Annotated in this window: 14 protein-coding genes; 11 read left to right on the plus strand and 3 right to left on the minus strand. The window is 73.6% G+C overall.

Going from position 1 to position 18,231, the window contains the following annotated elements; genetic code table 11:
• Positions 1-25 precede the first annotated feature (25 nt).
• A complete protein-coding gene (locus Sdi02f_RS29695; protein ID WP_108934340.1) occupies positions 26-3,157 on the minus strand; it encodes an FAD-binding and (Fe-S)-binding domain-containing protein in 3,132 nt (1,043 codons plus the stop codon).
• 208 nt (positions 3,158-3,365) lie between these two features.
• On the opposite strand from Sdi02f_RS29695, the gene Sdi02f_RS29700 reads away from it, so the two are divergent.
• From Sdi02f_RS29700 to Sdi02f_RS29730, 7 genes are all read left to right on the plus strand, one after another.
• The gene (locus tag Sdi02f_RS29700) at positions 3,366-3,758 is read left to right on the plus strand and encodes a cell division protein SepF (RefSeq protein WP_030402492.1); all 393 of its coding nucleotides are present in this window, start codon (positions 3,366-3,368) and stop codon (positions 3,756-3,758) included.
• A 96-nt stretch (positions 3,759-3,854) separates the two neighbouring features.
• Positions 3,855-5,105: an AAA family ATPase gene (locus Sdi02f_RS29705; protein WP_030402491.1), complete on the plus strand. Its 1,251-nt coding sequence runs from the start codon at positions 3,855-3,857 to the stop codon at positions 5,103-5,105.
• Positions 5,086-5,448 carry a nucleotide pyrophosphohydrolase gene (locus tag Sdi02f_RS29710; RefSeq protein WP_030402490.1) on the plus strand — a complete coding sequence of 121 codons (363 nt, stop codon included), beginning with the start codon at positions 5,086-5,088 and terminating at the stop codon, positions 5,446-5,448. Before Sdi02f_RS29705 ends, Sdi02f_RS29710 begins: the two co-directional genes overlap by 20 nt.
• Before the next feature lie 182 nt (positions 5,449-5,630).
• Positions 5,631-6,101, plus strand: a complete 471-nt coding sequence (locus tag Sdi02f_RS29715) for a DUF6099 family protein (protein ID WP_030402489.1) — start codon at positions 5,631-5,633, stop codon at positions 6,099-6,101.
• Positions 6,102-6,171: 70 nt separating this feature from the next.
• On the plus strand, positions 6,172-7,095 hold the full coding sequence (locus Sdi02f_RS29720) for an LLM class F420-dependent oxidoreductase (protein ID WP_030402488.1): 924 nt from the start codon (positions 6,172-6,174) through the stop codon (positions 7,093-7,095).
• A gap of 162 nt (positions 7,096-7,257) precedes the next feature.
• The gene (locus Sdi02f_RS29725) at positions 7,258-8,736 is read left to right on the plus strand and encodes a 3' terminal RNA ribose 2'-O-methyltransferase Hen1 (RefSeq protein ID WP_108934341.1); all 1,479 of its coding nucleotides are present in this window, start codon (positions 7,258-7,260) and stop codon (positions 8,734-8,736) included.
• Complete coding sequence (locus Sdi02f_RS29730) at positions 8,733-11,291, plus strand: polynucleotide kinase-phosphatase (RefSeq protein ID WP_167458272.1); 2,559 nt, start codon at positions 8,733-8,735, stop codon at positions 11,289-11,291. Before Sdi02f_RS29725 ends, Sdi02f_RS29730 begins: the two co-directional genes overlap by 4 nt.
• Before the next feature lie 3 nt (positions 11,292-11,294).
• On the opposite strand, the gene Sdi02f_RS29735 is transcribed toward Sdi02f_RS29730, so the two are convergent.
• Complete coding sequence (locus Sdi02f_RS29735) at positions 11,295-12,617, minus strand: cation:proton antiporter (RefSeq protein ID WP_031185767.1); 1,323 nt, start codon at positions 12,615-12,617, stop codon at positions 11,295-11,297.
• A 289-nt stretch (positions 12,618-12,906) separates the two neighbouring features.
• On the opposite strand from Sdi02f_RS29735, the gene Sdi02f_RS29740 reads away from it, so the two are divergent.
• The 3 genes from Sdi02f_RS29740 to Sdi02f_RS29750 all read left to right on the plus strand — a co-directional run bounded on the left by Sdi02f_RS29740 (position 12,907) and on the right by Sdi02f_RS29750 (position 16,816).
• Complete coding sequence (locus Sdi02f_RS29740; protein ID WP_030402484.1) at positions 12,907-14,130, plus strand: arginine deiminase; 1,224 nt, start codon at positions 12,907-12,909, stop codon at positions 14,128-14,130.
• 110 nt (positions 14,131-14,240) lie between these two features.
• Positions 14,241-15,248: an ornithine carbamoyltransferase gene (argF, locus tag Sdi02f_RS29745; protein ID WP_030402483.1), complete on the plus strand. Its 1,008-nt coding sequence runs from the start codon at positions 14,241-14,243 to the stop codon at positions 15,246-15,248.
• A gap of 131 nt (positions 15,249-15,379) precedes the next feature.
• Positions 15,380-16,816, plus strand: a complete 1,437-nt coding sequence (locus tag Sdi02f_RS29750; protein ID WP_030402482.1) for an amino acid permease — start codon at positions 15,380-15,382, stop codon at positions 16,814-16,816.
• Here Sdi02f_RS29750 and Sdi02f_RS29755 read toward each other — a convergent pair.
• The gene (locus tag Sdi02f_RS29755; RefSeq protein ID WP_030402481.1) at positions 16,776-17,216 is read right to left on the minus strand and encodes an ATP-binding protein; all 441 of its coding nucleotides are present in this window, start codon (positions 17,214-17,216) and stop codon (positions 16,776-16,778) included. The genes Sdi02f_RS29750 and Sdi02f_RS29755 overlap by 41 nt on opposite strands.
• A 184-nt stretch (positions 17,217-17,400) precedes the next feature.
• Here Sdi02f_RS29755 and Sdi02f_RS29760 point away from each other — a divergent pair, with 184 nt between their 5' ends.
• Positions 17,401-18,228: an enoyl-CoA hydratase family protein gene (locus tag Sdi02f_RS29760; RefSeq protein WP_030402480.1), complete on the plus strand. Its 828-nt coding sequence runs from the start codon at positions 17,401-17,403 to the stop codon at positions 18,226-18,228.
• Positions 18,229-18,231 lie beyond the last annotated feature (3 nt).

Consider the following 18,231-nt stretch of genomic DNA (forward strand, 5'->3'; position numbering starts at 1 on the left):
CCCCCCCGGCCCGGCGGCCGGGGGCTCAGCGGCGGCGCAGGCTCCGGGCCAGGACCGACGCCGCGCCCGCCGTCCCCAGTGCGGCGGCCGCCGCGCCCGCGAGGGCCAGGACCCGGGCCCGGCGGCCCGGGACCGCCGGACGGGCGCCCGGCGCGGTGCCGTACGCGCTGCCCGCGGCCCCGGGGCCGCCCGGCAGGGCCGAGGCCAGCAACTCCGCGAGGTGCACGCCCTCGTGGCCGCCGCTGTCGAACTCGTGGATCTGGGTGCGGCAGCTGAACCCGTCCGCGAGGACGACGGTCGACTCGTCCTCCGCCCGCAGCCGGGGCAGCAGCACCCGCTCCGCGCAGGCCTCGCTGACGTCCAGGTGACCGCGCTCGAAGCCGAAGTTGCCGGCCAGCCCGCAGCAGCCGGAGTCCAGCCGCTGCGCGTCCACACCGGCCCGGCGCAGCAGCTCCCGGTCGGCCTCCCAGCCCAGTACCGCGTGCTGGTGGCAGTGCACCTGGGCCAGCGCACGCGCGGAGCGCTCGGGCACCCTCGGCGGCTCGTAGCCGGGGGAGTGCTCGGTGAGCAGCTCCGAGAGGGTCACCGTCTGACCGGCCAGCCGCAGCACGTCCTGGTCGCCGGGGAAGAGTTCCGCCGCGTCCGCCCGGAACACGGCCGTGCAGCTCGGCTCCAGCGCCACGACCAGGCCGCCGGCGCGGACGTGCCCGGCCAGGGCGCGCACGGTCCGGGTGAGGACCTTCTCCGCCGTGCCGAGCTGCCCCGTGGAGATCCAGGTCAGCCCGCAGCACAGCGGCTCCTCGGGCAACCGCACCCGCCAGCCCGCGTGTTCGAGGACCCGTACGGCCGCCCTGCCGATGTGCGGGTGGAAGTGGTTGGTGAAGGTGTCCGGCCACAGCAGCACGGACCCGCGGTGCCCGTCGCCCTCCGGTTCGTGGTCCGCGAACCACTGCTCGAACGTCCGCTCCGCGAACAGCGGCACCTCCCGGTCCGCCACCCCCGCCGCCCACACCGCCGCCTTCGACAGCAGCGGGGCGTGCGTGAGCGCGTTGACGACCGGCCCCAGCCGGGTGCGGCCCACCACCTGGGCGAGGGCCGGCAGCCAGCCCATCGACCAGTCCGAACGCGGCCTGCGCCACGGCCGGCCCGCGTAGTGGTGGGAGAGGAACTCCGCCTTGTAGGTGGCCATGTCCACGTCCGCCGGGCAGTCCTTCTTGCAGCCCTTGCAGGCCAGGCACAGATCCAGGGCGTCCTTGACGGCCTCCGAGCGCCAGCCGTCCCGGATCGCGCCGTCCCCGTGCCCGTCGAGCATCTCGAACAGCAGCCGGGCCCGCCCCCGCGTCGAGTGCTCCTCCTCCCGGGTCACCTGGTACGACGGGCACATCACCGTGCCGTCACTGGTGTGCTGGCGGCACTTGCCGACGCCCACGCAGCGGTTGGCCGCCTGCGCGAACGAACCCCCGTCGTGGGGGAACCGGAAGTGCAGGTCCCGGGGCTCGAACGGGGCCCAGTCACCGCCGAGGCGCAGATTCTCGTCCAGCCCGTACGGCGCGACGACCTTCCCCGGGTTCATCCGGTTGTCCGGGTCGAAGACGGCCTTGAGCCGCCCGAACGCCTCCACCAGCCGGTCCCCGAACATCCGGGAGAGCAGCTCGCCCCGGCTCTGCCCGTCCCCGTGCTCGCCGGAGAGCGAACCGCCGAACTCGACGACGAGATCGGCCGCCCGCTCCATGAACCGCCGGTACGCCGCCACCCCGTCGGCGGTGTACAGGTCGAACGGGATCCGGGTGTGCACGCAGCCCTGGCCGAAGTGGCCGTACAGGCTCGGACCGGTGTCGCTCAGGTACCCGAACTCCTCGAACAGGGCGCGCAGCCGCCGCAGGTAGTCGCCCAGCCGGTCGGGGGAGACCGCCGAGTCCTCCCAGCCCTCGAAGGTGTCGGGCTTGCCCGGGATGTGCGCGGTGGCGCCGAGCCCGGCCTCCCGGACCTGCCACAGGTCCTGTTCGTGCGCCGGGTCGTCCAGGAACGCGCAGTCGGCATCGTGCTCGGAGCGGTGCACGGCCTCCAGCAGCCGGTGCGCCCGGGAGTCGGCCTCCTCGACGGTGTCCCCTCCGAACTGCACCATCAGGTAGGCGTTTCCCTCGGGCATCTGGGCCAGCGCCCGCGGGTTGAGGTGCTTGATCCGCTCGTCGCGGACCAGCCGGGCGTCGACGCCCTCCAGCGCGATCGGCTCGTGCGGCAGGATGTCGGGCACCGCGTCGGCGGCCTTGTCGATGCTGTCGAACCCCAGCACCAGCAGGGAGCGTTCCTTCACCACCGGCACCAGTTCCAGCTCCGCCCGCACCACGGTGACCAGCGTCGACTCGCTGCCCACCAGCAGTCCGGCCACGTCGAAGCCGTACTCCGGCAGCAGCGAGTCCAGGTTGTAGCCCGAGACCCGGCGCGGAACGTCGGGGAACCGGCGGCGGATCTCGTCCCCGTAGGTGTCACGCAGCGCGCGCAGCCGCCGGTAGACGGTCGCCCGCAGATCGCCCTGCCGCTCGATCTCGGCGTACTCCTCGTCGCTGGTCTCCCCGCACCAGAAGCGGGTGCCGTCGTACAGCAGCACCTCCAGGCGGGCGATGTTGTCCACGACCTTGCCGTGCGCCTGCGCGGTGGCGCCGCAGGAGTTGTTGCCGATCATGCCGCCGAGGGTGCAGTTGGCGTGCGTGGCGGGCTCGGGACCGTAGCGCAGGCCGTACGGCGCGAGCTGCCGGTTCAGGTCGTCCAGCACGATCCCGGGCTGGACGACGCAGGTGCGGGCGTCGGCGTCCACCGACTCCACCCGCGTGCAGTACTTCGACCAGTCGAGGACCACACCCGCGTTGGTGCACTGCCCGGCCAGGCTCGTCCCGCCGCCGCGCGAGAGCACGGGCGCGCCGAACTCCCGCGCCACGGCCACCGCCTCGGCGCCGGCCTCCGGGGTGCGCGGGACGACCACGCCGAGGGGCGTCTGCCGGAAGTTCGACGCGTCCGTGGAGTAGGCGGCCCGGCTCCCGGCGTCGAAGCGGATCTCCCCGTCCACCCGGTCGTGCAGGGCCGCCTGCAGCGCGGCGGTGTCGACGGGCGCAGGTGCCCCTTCGCGCGTGACGGGCTCGGGCAGATCCAGCGCACCCATGGGCACTCCTCCGTGTGACGGTGTACGTCCGCCGGCGCACCGGTGGCACCCGCCGGGCGCGGCGGCCGTCGCTGAGTACCCCGCCCCGCGCCGCGCAACCACCGGACACGGAGCGTCGCCAACCGTGTCGCTGTTGGGCCGAACGGGTGACTTGGCGTAAGAATTGGCTGGTGCACGCAATGAAGGCGAGTGGAATCGGGGGGAGCCGGTGAACAGCCACGACGTCACCGATGAACAGTGGGAAGGGCTCGCCCAGGTCGTTCCCTTGCGCGGACGCGATGCCTGGCCCTCTTCGGTCGGCCACCGGGCGATGCCGGAGGCGGAGACGGAGCGGCGCCGCCGGTTCGTCGTCCTGCGGGTCAACGTGTTCGCGGACGCCCGGGAGGTCGCCGAGACCCTGATGTCGGGCATCCCGGTCCTCCTGGACCTGACCAGTGCCGAGGGCGAGGTCGCCAAGCGGGTCCTGGACTTCAGCACCGGCGTCGTCTTCGGCCTGGCCAGCGGGATGCACCGGGTCGACCGCAACGTCTTCCTGCTGACCCCGGCGGGGACCGAGGTGAACGGGCTGATGGAGGGCGCGGTGGGGGTCACCGGCATGTGACGGCCGCCCGGCGGCCCCGGCCGCCGGGTCCCCCGATCGTAGGAAAGCCGTCCCGGCAAAACGGTTCGCCGCCCGGCGGAGCCCTACGGTCCGCATATGGCAGCGTCACCTGCGTCCTCCGCGTCACCGGCATCCCCCGGCTTACCCGGGTCCTCCGCGTCGGCGGCGTCCGCCGTGGCGCTCGCCGGCCGTCCCCGCGTCACCCAGCTGAGGCTGGCCGCCTACGCCGGGCACCGGCGCGCGGTGCTGCGGCTAGGGCCGCTCACCCTGCTCGCCGGGCCCAGCGGCAGCGGCAAGACCAGCGCGCTCAGGGCCTACGACGCCCTGGCACGGCTCGGCGGCGGTGCGGAACTCGCCGCGGTGTTCCCGGACCCGGGGGCCTGCGTGCCCGAGCGGTCCCGGCCCGACGCGCAGCGCCGCCGGGGCTTTCGCATCGGCTGCACGGCCGACGGAGCCGAGGGGCCGGTGCACCTGGACGTCGCCGTGCAGGCCGAGCCCGAACTGCGCATCGTGGGGGAGCGGCTGTCGGCCGACGGCGTCGTGCTCCTGCAGACGGCCCTGCGCGACCCGGGCCGCCGCACCGTGCAGGCGGCCTGGCACACGGCCGGATCGGCGCCCGTCACCCGCGCCCCCCTGCCCGACGACCGGCTCGGCACGCCGCTGCTGCCGCTGCGGGTGGCCGGCAAGACGGACGGGCAGCGCAGGGTGCTGGCGGCGGCCGAGCAGATGGTGGTGGCCCTGCGCTCCGTCTTCGCCTGCGACCCGCGGCCGGGCCGGATGCGCGAGCCCGTGCCCAGCGGCTCCGGGCGGCTGCTCGGCGGCTGCGACAACCTCGCCGACGTGCTGTGGCGCACCCGCGCCGAGTGCGGCCGGCGGCACGCGCAGTTCGTCGCGGCGGTGCGCACCGGATGCGCGGGCGCCGTCGAGGACGTCCTGGCCGAACCGGACCTCGGCGGCGTGGTCCGCGCGCTGATCGACCGGGGCGACGGCACCCGCACCGGCCTCGCCCGGCTCGGCTACGGCGAACTGCGCTACCTCGCCCTCACGCTGGTGCTGTTCACCGGACCCGGGGTGCTGGAGGTCGACCCGGCCGGGGAGGTGCCCGCCGCGCTGCAGACGCTCACCGTCCTCGCCGACGGCTTCGACCGCGGGCTGGACCCGCACCAGCGCGCCGAACTGCTCCGGCTGGCGGCGCGGATGTGCGACCGGGGGCACATCGGCTTCGTCGGGGCGGTCGCCGACGCGTCGTGGGCGGCGGACGCGGTCGGGGAGGCGGGGACGCCGGGCGGGGACGGGGCGGGCGGCGTCACGGTGGTACACCTGGACCGTGACCGATCATCCCCGTGACCTCGCGGCCCTGCGGCGCAGACTGGCCGAGTTCGCCGCCGCCCGCGACTGGCAGCCGTACCACACCCCCAAGAACCTGGCCGCGGCCCTCAGCGTGGAGGCCTCCGAACTGCTGGAGATCTTCCAGTGGTTGACCCCGGAGCAGTCGGCCCGTGTGATGACCGACCCGGACACCGCCCACCGGGTCCGGGACGAGGTCGCCGACGTCCTGGCGTACCTGCTCCAGTTCTGCGAGGTGCTCGGCGTCGACCCGCTGGCCGCGCTCGCGGCGAAGATCGAGCGGAACGAGTCCCGGTTCCCCGTGCCGGGCGCGTCCCCCGCGACGGGCGAACCGGAGGGCTGAGGCGGAGGAGTCAACCACTCCGTTATCACTCTCCGCAGTCGCTATCCGGCCACAATTCACCACGGTGTCCGAAGATTTCCGCCTTCCTCTGGCTTTTCGTCCCACACACCTTCACTCTGGGTAGTGGACAACGGAGTTCGGGCGGACGCGCCACGGGCGCGTCGGACAGACGGGGGCAGCGCATGGACGCTGTGCGGCTCATCGTGACGAGTGGGCGTGCCCTGGCCGCCGGCGGCGAGGTGCCGGTGGTCCTGACGGAGGTGTGGCAGGTGCAGGCCCTGGCCCAGGCGATCGGCAGTCGGCTGGCGGTGTACGGCCCGCCCGAACTGCGGGGCGAGGCCATGGGGTTGACCGAGCTGGCGGGCCGCGGCTGCGGGGTGCTGCGCACCCCGGAGCTGGCCCCGGGCGAGCTGCGCGCCGCCCAGCTCACCGAACTGGGCGACGCCCGGCAGGCCCTGATGCGCCTGGGCACCCTGCTCGGCGAGACCGGCATCGCCCTGGTGGGCGTCGCCTGCGCCGCCGCCGACGAGGCGACGTACTGGCAGTGCATGGAGGCCATCGACGCGGCCGACGAGTCCCGGGACCGGGTCCTGGAGATGCTGCGCAAACTGACGGACCGCGAGGCGCACTTACCGGAGCGGGAGGCGGGGTAGGTCCCGCGTCCCGCGCGCCGCGAGCGGAGCCTGTGCCGGACACCCGTGCCGAGCAGGCAGGATGGTGGGCATGGATCTCCGTATCTTCACCGAGCCCCAGCAGGGGGCGACCTACGACACCTTGCTCACCGTGGCCAGGGCGACCGAGGACCTCGGCTTCGACGCCTTCTTCCGCAGCGACCACTACCTCCGCATGGGCGCCGTGGACGGCCTCCCCGGCCCCACCGACGCCTGGATCACCCTCGCCGGCCTCGCCCGCGAGACCAAGCGCATCCGCCTGGGCACCCTCATGACCGCGGGCACCTTCCGGCTGCCCGGCGTCCTCGCCATCCAGGTCGCCCAGGTCGACCAGATGTCGGGCGGCCGCATCGAGCTGGGCCTGGGCTCCGGCTGGTTCGAGGAGGAGCACAAGGCGTACGGCATCCCCTTCCCGAAGGAGAAGATGGGCCGCCTGGAGGAGCAGCTCGCGATCGTCACCGGCCTGTGGGCCACCGAGACCGGCAAGACCTTCGACTTCCACGGCACGTTCTACGACCTGACCGACTCGCCCGCGCTGCCCAAGCCCGCGCAGGCCAAGGTGCCCGTGCTCATCGGCGGCCACGGCGCCACCCGCACCCCGCGGCTGGCCGGCCAGTACGCCGACGAGTTCAACATGCCGTTCGCCTCCCTCGAGGACACCGAGCGCCAGTTCGGCCGGGTACGGGCCGCCGCCGAGGCGGCCGGCCGGGCGGCCGACGCCCTCACCTACTCCAACGCGCTGGTCGCCTGCGTCGGCAAGGACGACGCCGAGGTCGCCCGCCGCGCCGCCGTGATCGGCCGCGAGGTCGAGGAGCTGAAGGCCAACGGCCTCGCGGGCTCCCCGGCCGAGGTCGTCGAGAAGATCGGCCGCTACGCCGAGGCCGGCGCCCAGCGGATCTACCTCCAGATCCTGGACCTCGACGACCTGGACCACCTGGAGCTGATCTCCTCCCAGGTCCAGTCGCAGCTCTCCTGACGCACCGGCACCGCGACGCGAATAACCGAAGGCGCCGGTCACCCGCCCTGTGCGATCGTGTGACCGTCGTTCCGCCGGAGCCCTCGGGGTACCGCCCCGGGGGCTCTCGCGCGCACGGCCCAGCAGTCGTCCGTCGCACCGCCGACCCGGCCGGAGAGGCCCATGTTCCTGACCGTCACCACCACCGGTACCCCCGAGCACCCCGCGACCGACCTCGGTTTCCTGCTGCACAAGCATCCCGGCAGGGCGCAGGCGTTCTCCACCTCCTTCGGCACGGCCCACGTGCTCTACCCCGAGGCGGAGGAACAGCGCTGCACGGCGGCGCTGCTGCTGGAGGTCGATCCGGTGGCGCTGGTCAGGCGTGGCAAGGGCAAGGGCCGCGGCGGCGCCCCCGACGCGGCCCTCGCGCAGTACGTCAACGACCGTCCGTACGCGGCCTCGTCCCTGCTCGCCGTGGCGCTGCGCACCGTGTTCTCCAGCGCGATGCGCGGCGTGTGCAAGGCCCGGCCCGAGCGCGCCGCCCGGCCGCTCCCGCTGCGCGTCGAGATCCCGGCGCTGCCCGCCCGGGGCGGTCCCGGCCTCGTACGCCGCCTCTTCGAGCCGCTCGGCTGGACGGTCGCCGTCGACGCCGTGCCGCTGGACACGGAGTTCCCCGAGTGGGGCGACTCCCGTTACGTCCGGCTCGTGCTGGAGTCCGGGACGCTCACCCTCTCCGACGCCCTGCGCCACCTGTACGTCCTCCTGCCGGTGCTGGACGACGCCAAGCACTACTGGGTCTCCCCGGACGAGGTCGACAAGCTGATGCGGGCCGGTGCGGGCTGGCTGCCGGGCCACCCCGAGCAGAAGCTGATCACCAGCCGCTACCTCTCCCGGCGCTGGTCCCTGACCCGCGAGGCGATGGACCGGCTGGAGCTGATCCGGCTGGCCGAGACCGACGACAGCGAGGTCGAGGAGATCGACAACGCCGTCGAGGCGGAGGCCGAGCAGGAGGCCAGGCCCACCCCGCTCGCCGTGCGGCGCCGCGAGGCGATCCTCACGGCGCTGCGCGACCACGCCGCCGCCCGCGTCCTCGACCTCGGCTGCGGCGAGGGACACCTGGTGCGCGAACTGCTCCAGGAGCCGCGCTTCACCGAGATCGTCGGCGTGGACGTGTCGGTGCGCGCCCTGACCATCGCCTCCCGGCGGCTCAAGCTGGACCGCATGGGCGAGCGGCAGGCCGCCCGCGTCCAGCTCCTCCAGGGCTCCCTCGCCTACACCGACAAGCGCCTCAAGGGCTACGACGCGGCCGTGCTGAGCGAGGTCGTCGAGCACGTCGACCTGCCGAGGCTGCCCGCCCTGGAGTACGCCGTCTTCGGCTCGGCCCGCCCCCGCACCGTCGTCGTCACCACGCCCAACGTCGAGTACAACGTGCGCTGGGATACCCTCCCGGCCGGGCACGTCCGCCACCGCGACCACCGCTTCGAGTGGACCCGCCAGGAGTTCCGCACCTGGGCCGGCCGGGTCGCCGAACGGCACGGCTACGCGGTGGAGTTCCGCCCCGTCGGTGACGACGACCCCGAGGTGGGGCCGCCCACCCAGCTCGCCCTGTTCACCCTGACCACTCCCGCGACCCCGACCGAGAAGGAGGCGAAGGCCGCATGAGCACCACCGGCAGCAGCCGCACCCCCGTGCGGGCCCGCGCCCTGCCCGTCACCGACCTCTCCCTCGTCGTGCTGATCGGCGCCTCCGGCTCCGGCAAGTCCACGTTCGCCCAGCGCCACTTCACGCCGACCGAGGTCATCTCCTCCGACTTCTGCCGGGGCCTGGTCGCCGACGACGAGAACGACCAGAGCGCCAGCCGCGACGCCTTCGACGTCCTGCACTACATCGCCGGCAAGCGGCTCGCCGCCGGCCGTCGCACCGTCGTCGACGCGACCAACGTGCAGCAGGACGCCCGGCGTCAACTGATCGACCTGGCCCGCAAGCACGACGTGCTGCCCATCGCCGTCGTCCTGGACGTGCCCGAGCAGGTCTGCGCCGAGCGCAACGCCGGCCGCGCCGACCGCGCCGACATGCCCCGCCGCGTCGTCCAGCGCCACACCCGCGAACTCCGCCGCTCCCTGCGCCACCTGGAGCGCGAGGGCTTCCGCAAGGTGCACGTGCTGCGCGGCGTCGCGGAGGTCGAGCACGCCACCGTCGTCACCGAGAAGCGCTTCAACGACCTCACCCACCTCACCGGCCCCTTCGACATCGTCGGCGACGTCCACGGCTGCGCCACCGAGCTGGAGACCCTGCTCGCCAAGCTCGGCTACACCGACGGCGTCCACCCCGAGGGCCGCACCGCCGTCTTCGTCGGCGACCTCGTCGACCGCGGCCCGGACAGCCCCGGCGTGCTGCGCCGCGTGATGTCCATGGTCAGGTCGGGCAACGCCCTGTGCGTCCCCGGCAACCACGAGAACAAGTACGGCCGCCACCTGAAGGGCCGCAAGGTCCAGCTCACCCACGGGCTCGCCGAGACCGTCGCGCAGATGGAGCGGGAGAGCGAGGAGTTCCGCGCCGAGGTGCGGGACTTCATCGACGGCCTGGTCAGCCACTACGTCCTCGACGGCGGCCGGCTGGTGGTCTGCCACGCCGGTCTGCCCGAGAAGTACCACGGCCGCACCTCGGGCCGGGTCCGCGGCCACGCCCTGTACGGCGACACCACCGGCGAGACCGACGAGTTCGGCCTGCCCGTGCGCTACCCGTGGGCCGAGGACTACCGGGGCCGTGCGGCCGTCGTCTACGGACACACCCCCGTCCCGGGGGCGACCTGGCTGAACAACACCCTCTGCCTGGACACCGGCGCCGTCTTCGGCGGCCGGCTCACCGCGCTGCGCTGGCCGGAGCGGGAGATCGTCGACGTACCGGCCGAGCGGGTCTGGTACGAGCCGGTCAAGCCGCTGCGCACCGAGGCCCCCGGCGGCCACGACGGCCGCCCGCTGGACCTGGCCGACGTCCGGGGACGCCGGGTGGTGGAGACCCGGCACGCCGGGCGGATCACCGTACGCGAGGAGAACGGGGCGGCGGCCCTGGAGGTCATGAGCCGCTTCGCCACCGACCCGCGCCTGCTGCCGTACCTCCCGCCGACCATGGCACCGACCGCCACCTCCGGCGTGGACGGCTACCTGGAGCACCCGAGGGAGGCCTTCGCGCAGTACGCGGCGGACGGCGTCGCGCGGGTCGTGTGCGAGGAGAAGCACATGGGTTCGCGGGCGGTGGTCCTGGTCTGCCGCGACGCGGAGGCGGCCCGCGACCGCTTCGGCGTGGAGGGCGTCACGGGCTCCCTCTACACCCGTACCGGCCGTCCCTTCCTGGACGACGCGTCGGTCACCGAGGAGATCCTCGACCGGCTGCGCACCGCCGCCGGCGAGGCCGGCCTGTGGGACGAACTGGCCACGGACTGGCTGCTGCTGGACGCCGAGCTGATGCCGTGGTCGCTCAAGGCGGCCGGACTGCTGCGCTCCCAGTACGCCGCCGTGGGCGCCGCCTCCGCGGCCGTGTTCCCCGGCGTGCTGGGCGCGCTGGAGGGCGCCGCGGCGCGCGGCGTCGAGGTGCACGACCTCCTCGACCGCCAGCGCGCCAGGGCCGCCGACGCGGCCGCCTTCACCGACGCCTACCGCCGCTACTGCTGGCCCACCGACGGCCTGGACGGCGTCCGCCTGGCCCCGTTCCAGATCCTCGCCGTCCAGGGCCGAAGCCTCGCCGCGCTGCCGCACGACGAGCAGCTCGGGCTCCTCGACCGGCTCGTCGAGCACGACGGCAGCGGCCTGCTGCAGACCACCCGCCGGCTGTACGTCGACACCGGCGACCCGGAGTCGGTGGCGGCCGGGACCGACTGGTGGCTGGAGATGACCGGCCGCGGCGGCGAGGGCATGGTCGTCAAGCCTCTCGGCGCGCTGGTGCGCGACGACAAGGGCCGTCTGGTGCAGCCCGGCATCAAGTGCCGGGGCCGGGAGTACCTGCGGATCATCTACGGCCCCGAGTACACCCGCCCCGACCACCTCGCCCGCCTCAGGCACCGGTTCCTGAACCACAAGCGGTCCCTGGCCGTCCGCGAGTACGCCCTCGGCCTGGAGGCCCTGGACCGCCTCGCGGACGGGGAGCCGCTGTGGCGGGTGCACGAGGCGGTGTTCGGGGTGCTGGCCCTGGAGTCGGAGCCGGTGGACCCCCGGCTGTGACCGTCACTCACCTCGTCCCGGTCCCTCGACACCGCCCTCGGCCGCCGCGTACGGCTGCGGGGCGGTGGCGGGGACCGGCGCCGCGGGGCGGTCGCGTGCCGCGAGGCGGCGCGTCAGCACGAGGAGCGGCTGGGTCAGGAGGGTCGTGGCGAGCGCCATGAACACCAGGACCGTGTAGAGCGGCGCGCTGACCAGCCCCGCCTCCAGGCCGGCGTTGAGGGCGATCAGCTCGGTCAGACCCCGGGCGCTGAGCAGCACCCCGACGGTACGGGCGTCGTGCCGGTCCAGGCCGCCGAGCCGGGCCGACACCAGCCCGCTGCCGACCTTCGTGGTGACCGCCAGCACCGTCACCGCCAGCAGCACCGCCCACCCGGTGCCGGACATGCTGTCGAGGGCCACGGACTGCCCCGAGAGGACGAAGAAGAACGGCAGCAGCAGGGAGCCGACCTCGTGCAGCGGGCGCAGCAGGTCCGGGTCCAGGGTGCCGCCCTCCTCCCGGGGCGTCACCAGCCCCGCGAGCAGCGCTCCGAAGATCACGTGCAGTCCGAGCCAGTGCGTCACCCAGGCCGACCCGAGGGCGAAGCCGATGAGCAGCGCCAGCCGTAGCGAGGGTTCCAGACGCGTGCGCCACAGCAGCCTGCGCAGCACCGGCCGGGCCGCGAGCGCCATGACGGTGACGAAGCCGACGGCGAGCGCCGCGCGCCAGGGCCAGGCCAACGCCGCCTCGCCCGCGCCGCTGTTGAGCATCGTGCCCGCCAGCACCGTCCAGCACACGGCGTCGAGGATCCCGGCCGCCGAGACCGCCACCACCCCGGGCACGGTGCGGGTGAGGCCGTTCTCCCGCACGATCGCGGTCAGCACGGGCACCGCCGTTATCGACAGGGCGATGCCCGCGAACACCACCGCGGCGGCCGGCAGTTCCCGCCCGCCGCCCAGGTCGCGCAACGTGTCCCGGAAGAGCAGGGCGGCGCCGCACCCCACCGTCATCGGCACCACGAACGAGGCCAGCGCCACGGTCACCGAGACGCGCGCCCGGTCACCGAGGATCGCCAGGTCCAGCTCGTACCCCACCGCGAACAGGAACACCACCAGGGAGAACTGGGAGAACCCGGTCAGCGCCGGGCCGATGGCCGCCGGGAAGAGGTCGTCGTAGGCCCGGGGGGCGAGGGCGCCGAGGAGGGAGGGGCCGAGGGCGATGCCCGCCGCCAGTTGGCCCACGATGTAGGGCTGCCCGAGCCGCCGGGCCAGCCCGCCGCCCGCATGCGCGGCGACCAGGATCAGAGCCGATGCGCCCACGAGGTGGGCGATCAACGCGTCAGGACTCAAGGTGTCTCCGCACGCTCCGGGGTCCGGTGCCGGCCCCGTCGTGAGCCGGGCGGCACTGCCAACCTCCACAGGATGGGCGCGCCCCCGCGTCGCATCGCAGGTCGTACACCCGACCCGGGCCGGGGCACGGGAAGCACGCGGGGCGGTCGTCCCCGTCCCGTGCCCCGGCCCGCGCACCGCGGGCCTCGTCGCGACCGAGGGGCGCCTCCCGCCCGGGGCGTAGGGCAGGAGCGCTCGGGGGTCCGCGAAAGCGGGGGTGAACGGGCGCCGGAGTGGTCAGGATGAAGACATGGGATTCCACGTCGACTCCGAAGCCGGGCGGCTCACCCGCGTCATCCTGCACCGGCCGGATCTCGAGCTCAAAAGGCTCACCCCCAGCAACAAGGACGCCCTTCTCTTCGACGACGTGCTGTGGGTGCGCCGGGCGCGCGCCGAGCACGACGGGTTCGCCGACGTGCTCCGCGACCGCGGGGTGGCGGTGCACCTCTTCGGCGACCTGCTCACCGAGACCCTGGACGTCCCGGCCGCCCGGCGGCTGGTCCTGGACCGGGTCTTCGACGAGAAGGAGTACGGAGTGCTGGCCACGGACCACCTCCGGGCCGCCTTCGAGAACCTGCCCGCCTCCGAGCTGGCCGAGTGGCTGGTCGGCGGGATGACCAAGCGGGAGTTCCTGGACGCGCACCCGGAGCCGACCTCCGTGCGCTTCCACGCCATGGAACTGGACGACTTCCTGCTCGGGCCCCTGCCCAACCACCTCTTCACCCGGGACACCTCGGCCTGGATCTACGACGGCGTCTCCATCAACGCCATGCGGCTGCCCGCCCGGCAGCGCGAGACCGTCCACTTCGAGGCGATCTACCGGCACCACCCGCTCTTCCGCGACGAGACCTTCCACCTCTGGTCCGAGGGGCAGGCCGACTACCCCTCCACCATCGAGGGCGGCGACGTCCTGGTCATCGGCAACGGCGCCGTGCTCATCGGGATGAGCGAGCGCACCACGCCCCAGGCCGTGGAGATGCTCGCCCACAAGCTGTTCGCCGCCGGTTCCGCCCGGACGATCGTGGCCCTCGACATGCCCAAGCGGCGTGCCTTCATGCACCTGGACACGGTGATGACGATGGTCGACGGCGACACCTTCACCCAGTACGCCGGGCTCGGCATGCTGCGCTCCTACACCATCGAACCGGGTGCCGGGGAGAAGGACCTGAAGGTCACCGACCACCCGCCGGAGCACATGCACCGCGCGATGGCCGCGGCCCTCGGGCTCGGCGAGATCCGGGTCCTGACCGCGACCCAGGACGTCCACGCCGCCGAGCGCGAGCAGTGGGACGACGGGTGCAACGTCCTGGCCGTCGAACCGGGCGTCGTCGTCGCCTACGAACGCAACGCCACCACCAACACCCACCTGCGCAAACAGGGCATCGAGGTGATCGAGATCCCGGGCAGCGAACTGGGCCGGGGCCGGGGCGGGCCCCGCTGCATGAGCTGCCCGGTGGAACGGGCGGCGGTGTAGGGAGAGGGGGGCGGAGGGCGTCCCGGAGCGGACTGTATATAAATTCAGAAGCTCGTATACACTTCCAGGAATCCGTTTCCCTGTCCCTGTATGTACCTCTGGAGCGCCCCATGGCGACAGTCCCGACCGCCCTCGCCGGCCGCCACCTCCTCAAGGAGCTCGATCTCACCGAGGAGGAGTTCCGCGGCCTGGTCGAGCTGGCCGCCGAGCTGAAGGCCGCCAAGCGGGCCGGGACCGAGACCCGGTACCTCACCGGCCGGAACATCGCCCTGATCTTCGAGAAGACCTCGACCCGCACCCGCTGCGCCTTCGAGGTCGCCGCCGCCGACCAGGGGGCCTCGACCACCTACCTCGACCCGGCGGGCTCGCAGATCGGCCACAAGGAGTCGGTCAGGGACACCGCCCGCGTCCTCGGACGGATGTTCGACGCCATCGAGTACCGCGGCGACAGCCAGGCCAAGGTCGAGGAGCTGGCGGCCTGCGCCGGCGTCCCCGTCTACAACGGCCTGACCGACGACTGGCACCCCACCCAGATGCTCGCCGACGTGCTGACCATGACCGAGCACAGCGACCGCCCCCTGCGGGAGATCACCTTCGCCTACCTCGGCGACGCCCGCTTCAACATGGGCAACTCCTACCTGGTCACCGGCGCCCTGCTCGGCATGGACGTGCGCATCGTCGCCCCGAAGGCCTACTGGCCCGCCCAGGAGATCGTCGACCGGGCGCACGAGCTGGCCGGGACCAGCGGGGCGCGCATCACCCTCACCGAGACCGTGGCCGAGGGGGTGCGCGGCGCCGACTTCGTCGTCACCGACGTCTGGGTCTCCATGGGGGAGCCCAAGGAGGTCTGGGCGGAACGGATCGAGGCCCTCGCGCCCTACGCCGTGACGATGGACGTCCTGCGCGCCACCGGCAACCCGGACGTCAAGTTCCTGCACTGCCTGCCCGCCTTCCACGACCTGGGCACCAAGGTCGGCCAGGAGATCTTCGAGACCCACGGGCTCGACTCCCTGGAGGTCACGGACGAGGTCTTCGAGTCCGCGCACTCGGTCGTCTTCGACGAGGCGGAGAACCGCCTGCACACCATCAAGGCCGTCCTCGTGGCCACCCTCGCCTGACTCCGTCACACGGCCCTCTCCCCCCACCAGGCCCTATGCTGACCGGCGGCTCCGGAGCCACCCCTTCCGGCGCCGCCGGCCGCGACCACCGTCGCGCCCCCCCGCACCACCAGAAACGAGCACCACCCGCCATGCCCGTCTCCCGCGTCAAGTCCCCCCACCTGCTGGTCGCCGAATCCGGCGCCGACCGCGAAGGCCACGGCCTGAAGCGCACGATGGGCCTGTTCCAGCTCGTCTGCTTCGGCGTCGGCGCGATCGTCGGTACCGGCATCTTCGTCGGCCTGTCCGACTCCGTCGCCGAGGCCGGGCCGGCCGTCGTCGTCTCCTTCGTCCTGGCCGCGATCACCTGCGTGTTCACCGCGTTCTCCTTCGCCGAACTGGGCGGCGCGATCCCGGTCTCCGGGTCCTCGTACTCCTTCGCCTACGCCGGACTCGGCGAACGCACCGCCTTCCTCGTCGGCTGGTGCCTGCTCCTGGAGTACGGCGTGTCGGTCTCGGCGGTCGCCGTCGGCTGGAGCCAGTACGTCAACGAACTGCTCGACAGCGTCCTCGGCGTCCAGCTCCCGCACGCGCTCTCCGCGGGCCCCGGCGACGGCGGCGCCGTCAACCTCCCCGCGGTGATCGTCATCGCGCTCGCCTCGGTCCTGCTGGTGCGCGGCGTGCGCGAGAGCGCCCGCGCCACGGCCGCCATGGCCGTCCTCAAGCTCGCCGTCCTGCTCGCCTTCTGCGCCATCGGCTTCTACGCCTTCCAGGACGGCAACCTGACCCCGTTCTCCCCGGCGGGGCTCGGCGGCATCGGCGCCGGCACCACGGCCGCCTTCTTCTCGTACATCGGCTTCGACGCGATCACCACGGCCGGCGAGGAGGCCAAGAACCCGCGCCGGGACATCCCCGTCGCCATCCTGGTCTGCATCGGCGTGGTCACCCTGCTCTACTGCGCGGTCGCCGTCGCCGCGATCGGCGCCGTCGGCGGCGACCAGGTCGGCAACCGGCCCGCCGCGCTCTCCTACGTCGTCGACCGGGTCACCGGCTCGGCGATCGGCGGCGGCGTGGTCGCCTTCGGCGCGGTCGTCGCCATCGCCTCGGTGGTGCTCGCCGTGATGTACGGCCAGACCCGCATCCTGATGTCGATGTCCCGGGACGGTCTGATCCCCCGGGTCTTCGAGAAGGTCTCCCCGCGCACCGCCACCCCCGTCGCCGGCACCCTGATCGTCGGCGTGGTCTTCGCCCTCCCGGCCGCCTTCGCCCCGCTCGACGCGGTGGTCAACCTGTGCACCATCGGCACCCTCGCCACGATGGCCGCCGTCAACCTCTCGGTGCTCACCCTGCGCCGGCGCGAGCCGGACCTCGCCCGGTCCTTCCGGGTCCCGCTGTACCCGGCGACGCCCCTGCTCGGGATCGGCTTCTGCCTGTACCTGATGTACGAGACGGGCGGCGCCACCTGGCTGCAGTTCGCGGTGTTCCTCGCGGTGGGCCTGCTGGTGTACACGGCCTACGGGCGCCGGCACTCCCGCCTGGCCGCCGGCGTCAGCGCGGCCGACGCTGAGCGGGCACCGCGGGGAGCCTGAACCAGACCGCCTTGCCCGCCCCCGTGGACCGGTGACCGCAGGAGGAGCTGAGGGCGCGGATCAGCAGCAGACCGCGTCCGCCCTCGCGCCACGGGTCGGGCGGTTCCACGTCCGGCCGGGTGAGGTCGGCGGGCGGCGACGGGTCCGGGTCGTGCACCTCGACCTGGCAGCCGGTCGGCCGCAGCTCCACCACCAGCTCGATCGGCGTCCGGCCGACGGAGGTGTGCTCCACGGCGTTGGCGACCAGTTCCGCCGTGAGCAGCTCCGCGGTGTCGCCGTCGGCCGTGTGATCCAGCTCGGCCAGGGCGTTGCGCACCAGGGCACGCGCCACCGGCACCGCCGCGGCGGAGTGCGGCAGTGCGATGCGCCAGGAGGCGGGTGCGGGGGAGTGATCGTGCACGGCGGGTCCGTTTCGTGGAGCAGGGTGTCCTGTCCTGCTTTCAACCTTATGAATGGTACGGCGCCGCCCGGCAGAGCCGTTCGACGGGCACCCCCGGGACCTTCGGCCCTCGACACCGACGCCTCCGTCCGCCTTGTAGCGGACCCGTGACGACAGTCACGGAACGGTGATAACTTCGAGTGTCATGAGTCCCTTCACCGGCTCCGCCGCCCCCACCCCCGACTGGCGGCACCTGCGCGTCGAGACCACCGACGGCGTCGCCACCGTCACCCTCGCCCGCCCCGACAAGCTCAACGCCCTCACCTTCGAGGCCTACGCCGACCTGCGCGACCTGCTCGCCGAGCTGTCCCGCCGGCGGTCCGTGCGGGCCCTGGTGCTGGCCGGCGAGGGGCGCGGCTTCTGCTCCGGCGGCGACGTGGACGAGATCATCGGCGCCACCCTCTCCATGGACACCGCGACGCTGCTCGACTTCAACCGGATGACGGGCCAGGTGGTGCGGGCGGTACGGGAGTGCCCGTTCCCGGTGATCGCCGCGCTGCACGGGGTCGCCGCCGGCGCGGGCGCCGTCCTCGCCCTCGCCGCCGACTTCCGCGTCGCCGACCCCTCGGCCCGCTTCGCCTTCCTCTTCACCCGCGTCGGCCTCTCCGGCGGCGACATGGGGGCCGCCTACCTGCTGCCCCGCGTCGTCGGCCTCGGCCACGCCACCCGTCTGCTGATGCTCGGCGAGCCGGTGCGCGCCCCGGAGGCCGAGCGGATCGGCCTGATCAGCGAACTGACGGAGGAGGGCCGAGCCGACGAGGCCGCCCAGGCCCTCGCCCGCCGCCTGGCCGACGGCCCGGCCCTGGCCCACGCCCAGACCAAGGCCCTCCTCACGGCGGAACTGGACATGCCGCTGGCGGCGGCGGTGGAACTGGACGCGTCCACGCAGGCCCTGCTGATGACGGGCGAGGACTACGCGGAATTCCACGCGGCCTTCACGGAAAAACGGCCCCCGAAGTGGCAAGGGAGGTAGGAC

Origin of the sequence: Streptomyces ardesiacus, from assembly GCF_003112575.1 — a bacterium.
GTDB classification, from domain to species: domain Bacteria; phylum Actinomycetota; class Actinomycetes; order Streptomycetales; family Streptomycetaceae; genus Streptomyces; species Streptomyces ardesiacus.

Coding starts and splice junctions, on each gene's coding strand:
- argF (WP_030402483.1), top strand. CDS start 14,241: ATGGCGACAGTCCCGACCGCCCTCGCCGGCCGCCACCTCCTCAAGGAG.
- Sdi02f_RS29715 (WP_030402489.1), top strand. CDS start 5,631: ATGGACGCTGTGCGGCTCATCGTGACGAGTGGGCGTGCCCTGGCCGCC.
- Sdi02f_RS29760 (WP_030402480.1), top strand. CDS start 17,401: ATGAGTCCCTTCACCGGCTCCGCCGCCCCCACCCCCGACTGGCGGCAC.
- Sdi02f_RS29730 (WP_167458272.1), top strand. CDS start 8,733: ATGAGCACCACCGGCAGCAGCCGCACCCCCGTGCGGGCCCGCGCCCTG.
- Sdi02f_RS29725 (WP_108934341.1), top strand. CDS start 7,258: ATGTTCCTGACCGTCACCACCACCGGTACCCCCGAGCACCCCGCGACC.
- Sdi02f_RS29720 (WP_030402488.1), top strand. CDS start 6,172: ATGGATCTCCGTATCTTCACCGAGCCCCAGCAGGGGGCGACCTACGAC.
- Sdi02f_RS29740 (WP_030402484.1), top strand. CDS start 12,907: ATGGGATTCCACGTCGACTCCGAAGCCGGGCGGCTCACCCGCGTCATC.
- Sdi02f_RS29750 (WP_030402482.1), top strand. CDS start 15,380: ATGCCCGTCTCCCGCGTCAAGTCCCCCCACCTGCTGGTCGCCGAATCC.
- Sdi02f_RS29705 (WP_030402491.1), top strand. CDS start 3,855: ATGGCAGCGTCACCTGCGTCCTCCGCGTCACCGGCATCCCCCGGCTTA.
- Sdi02f_RS29695 (WP_108934340.1), bottom strand. CDS start 3,157: ATGGGTGCGCTGGATCTGCCCGAGCCCGTCACGCGCGAAGGGGCACCT.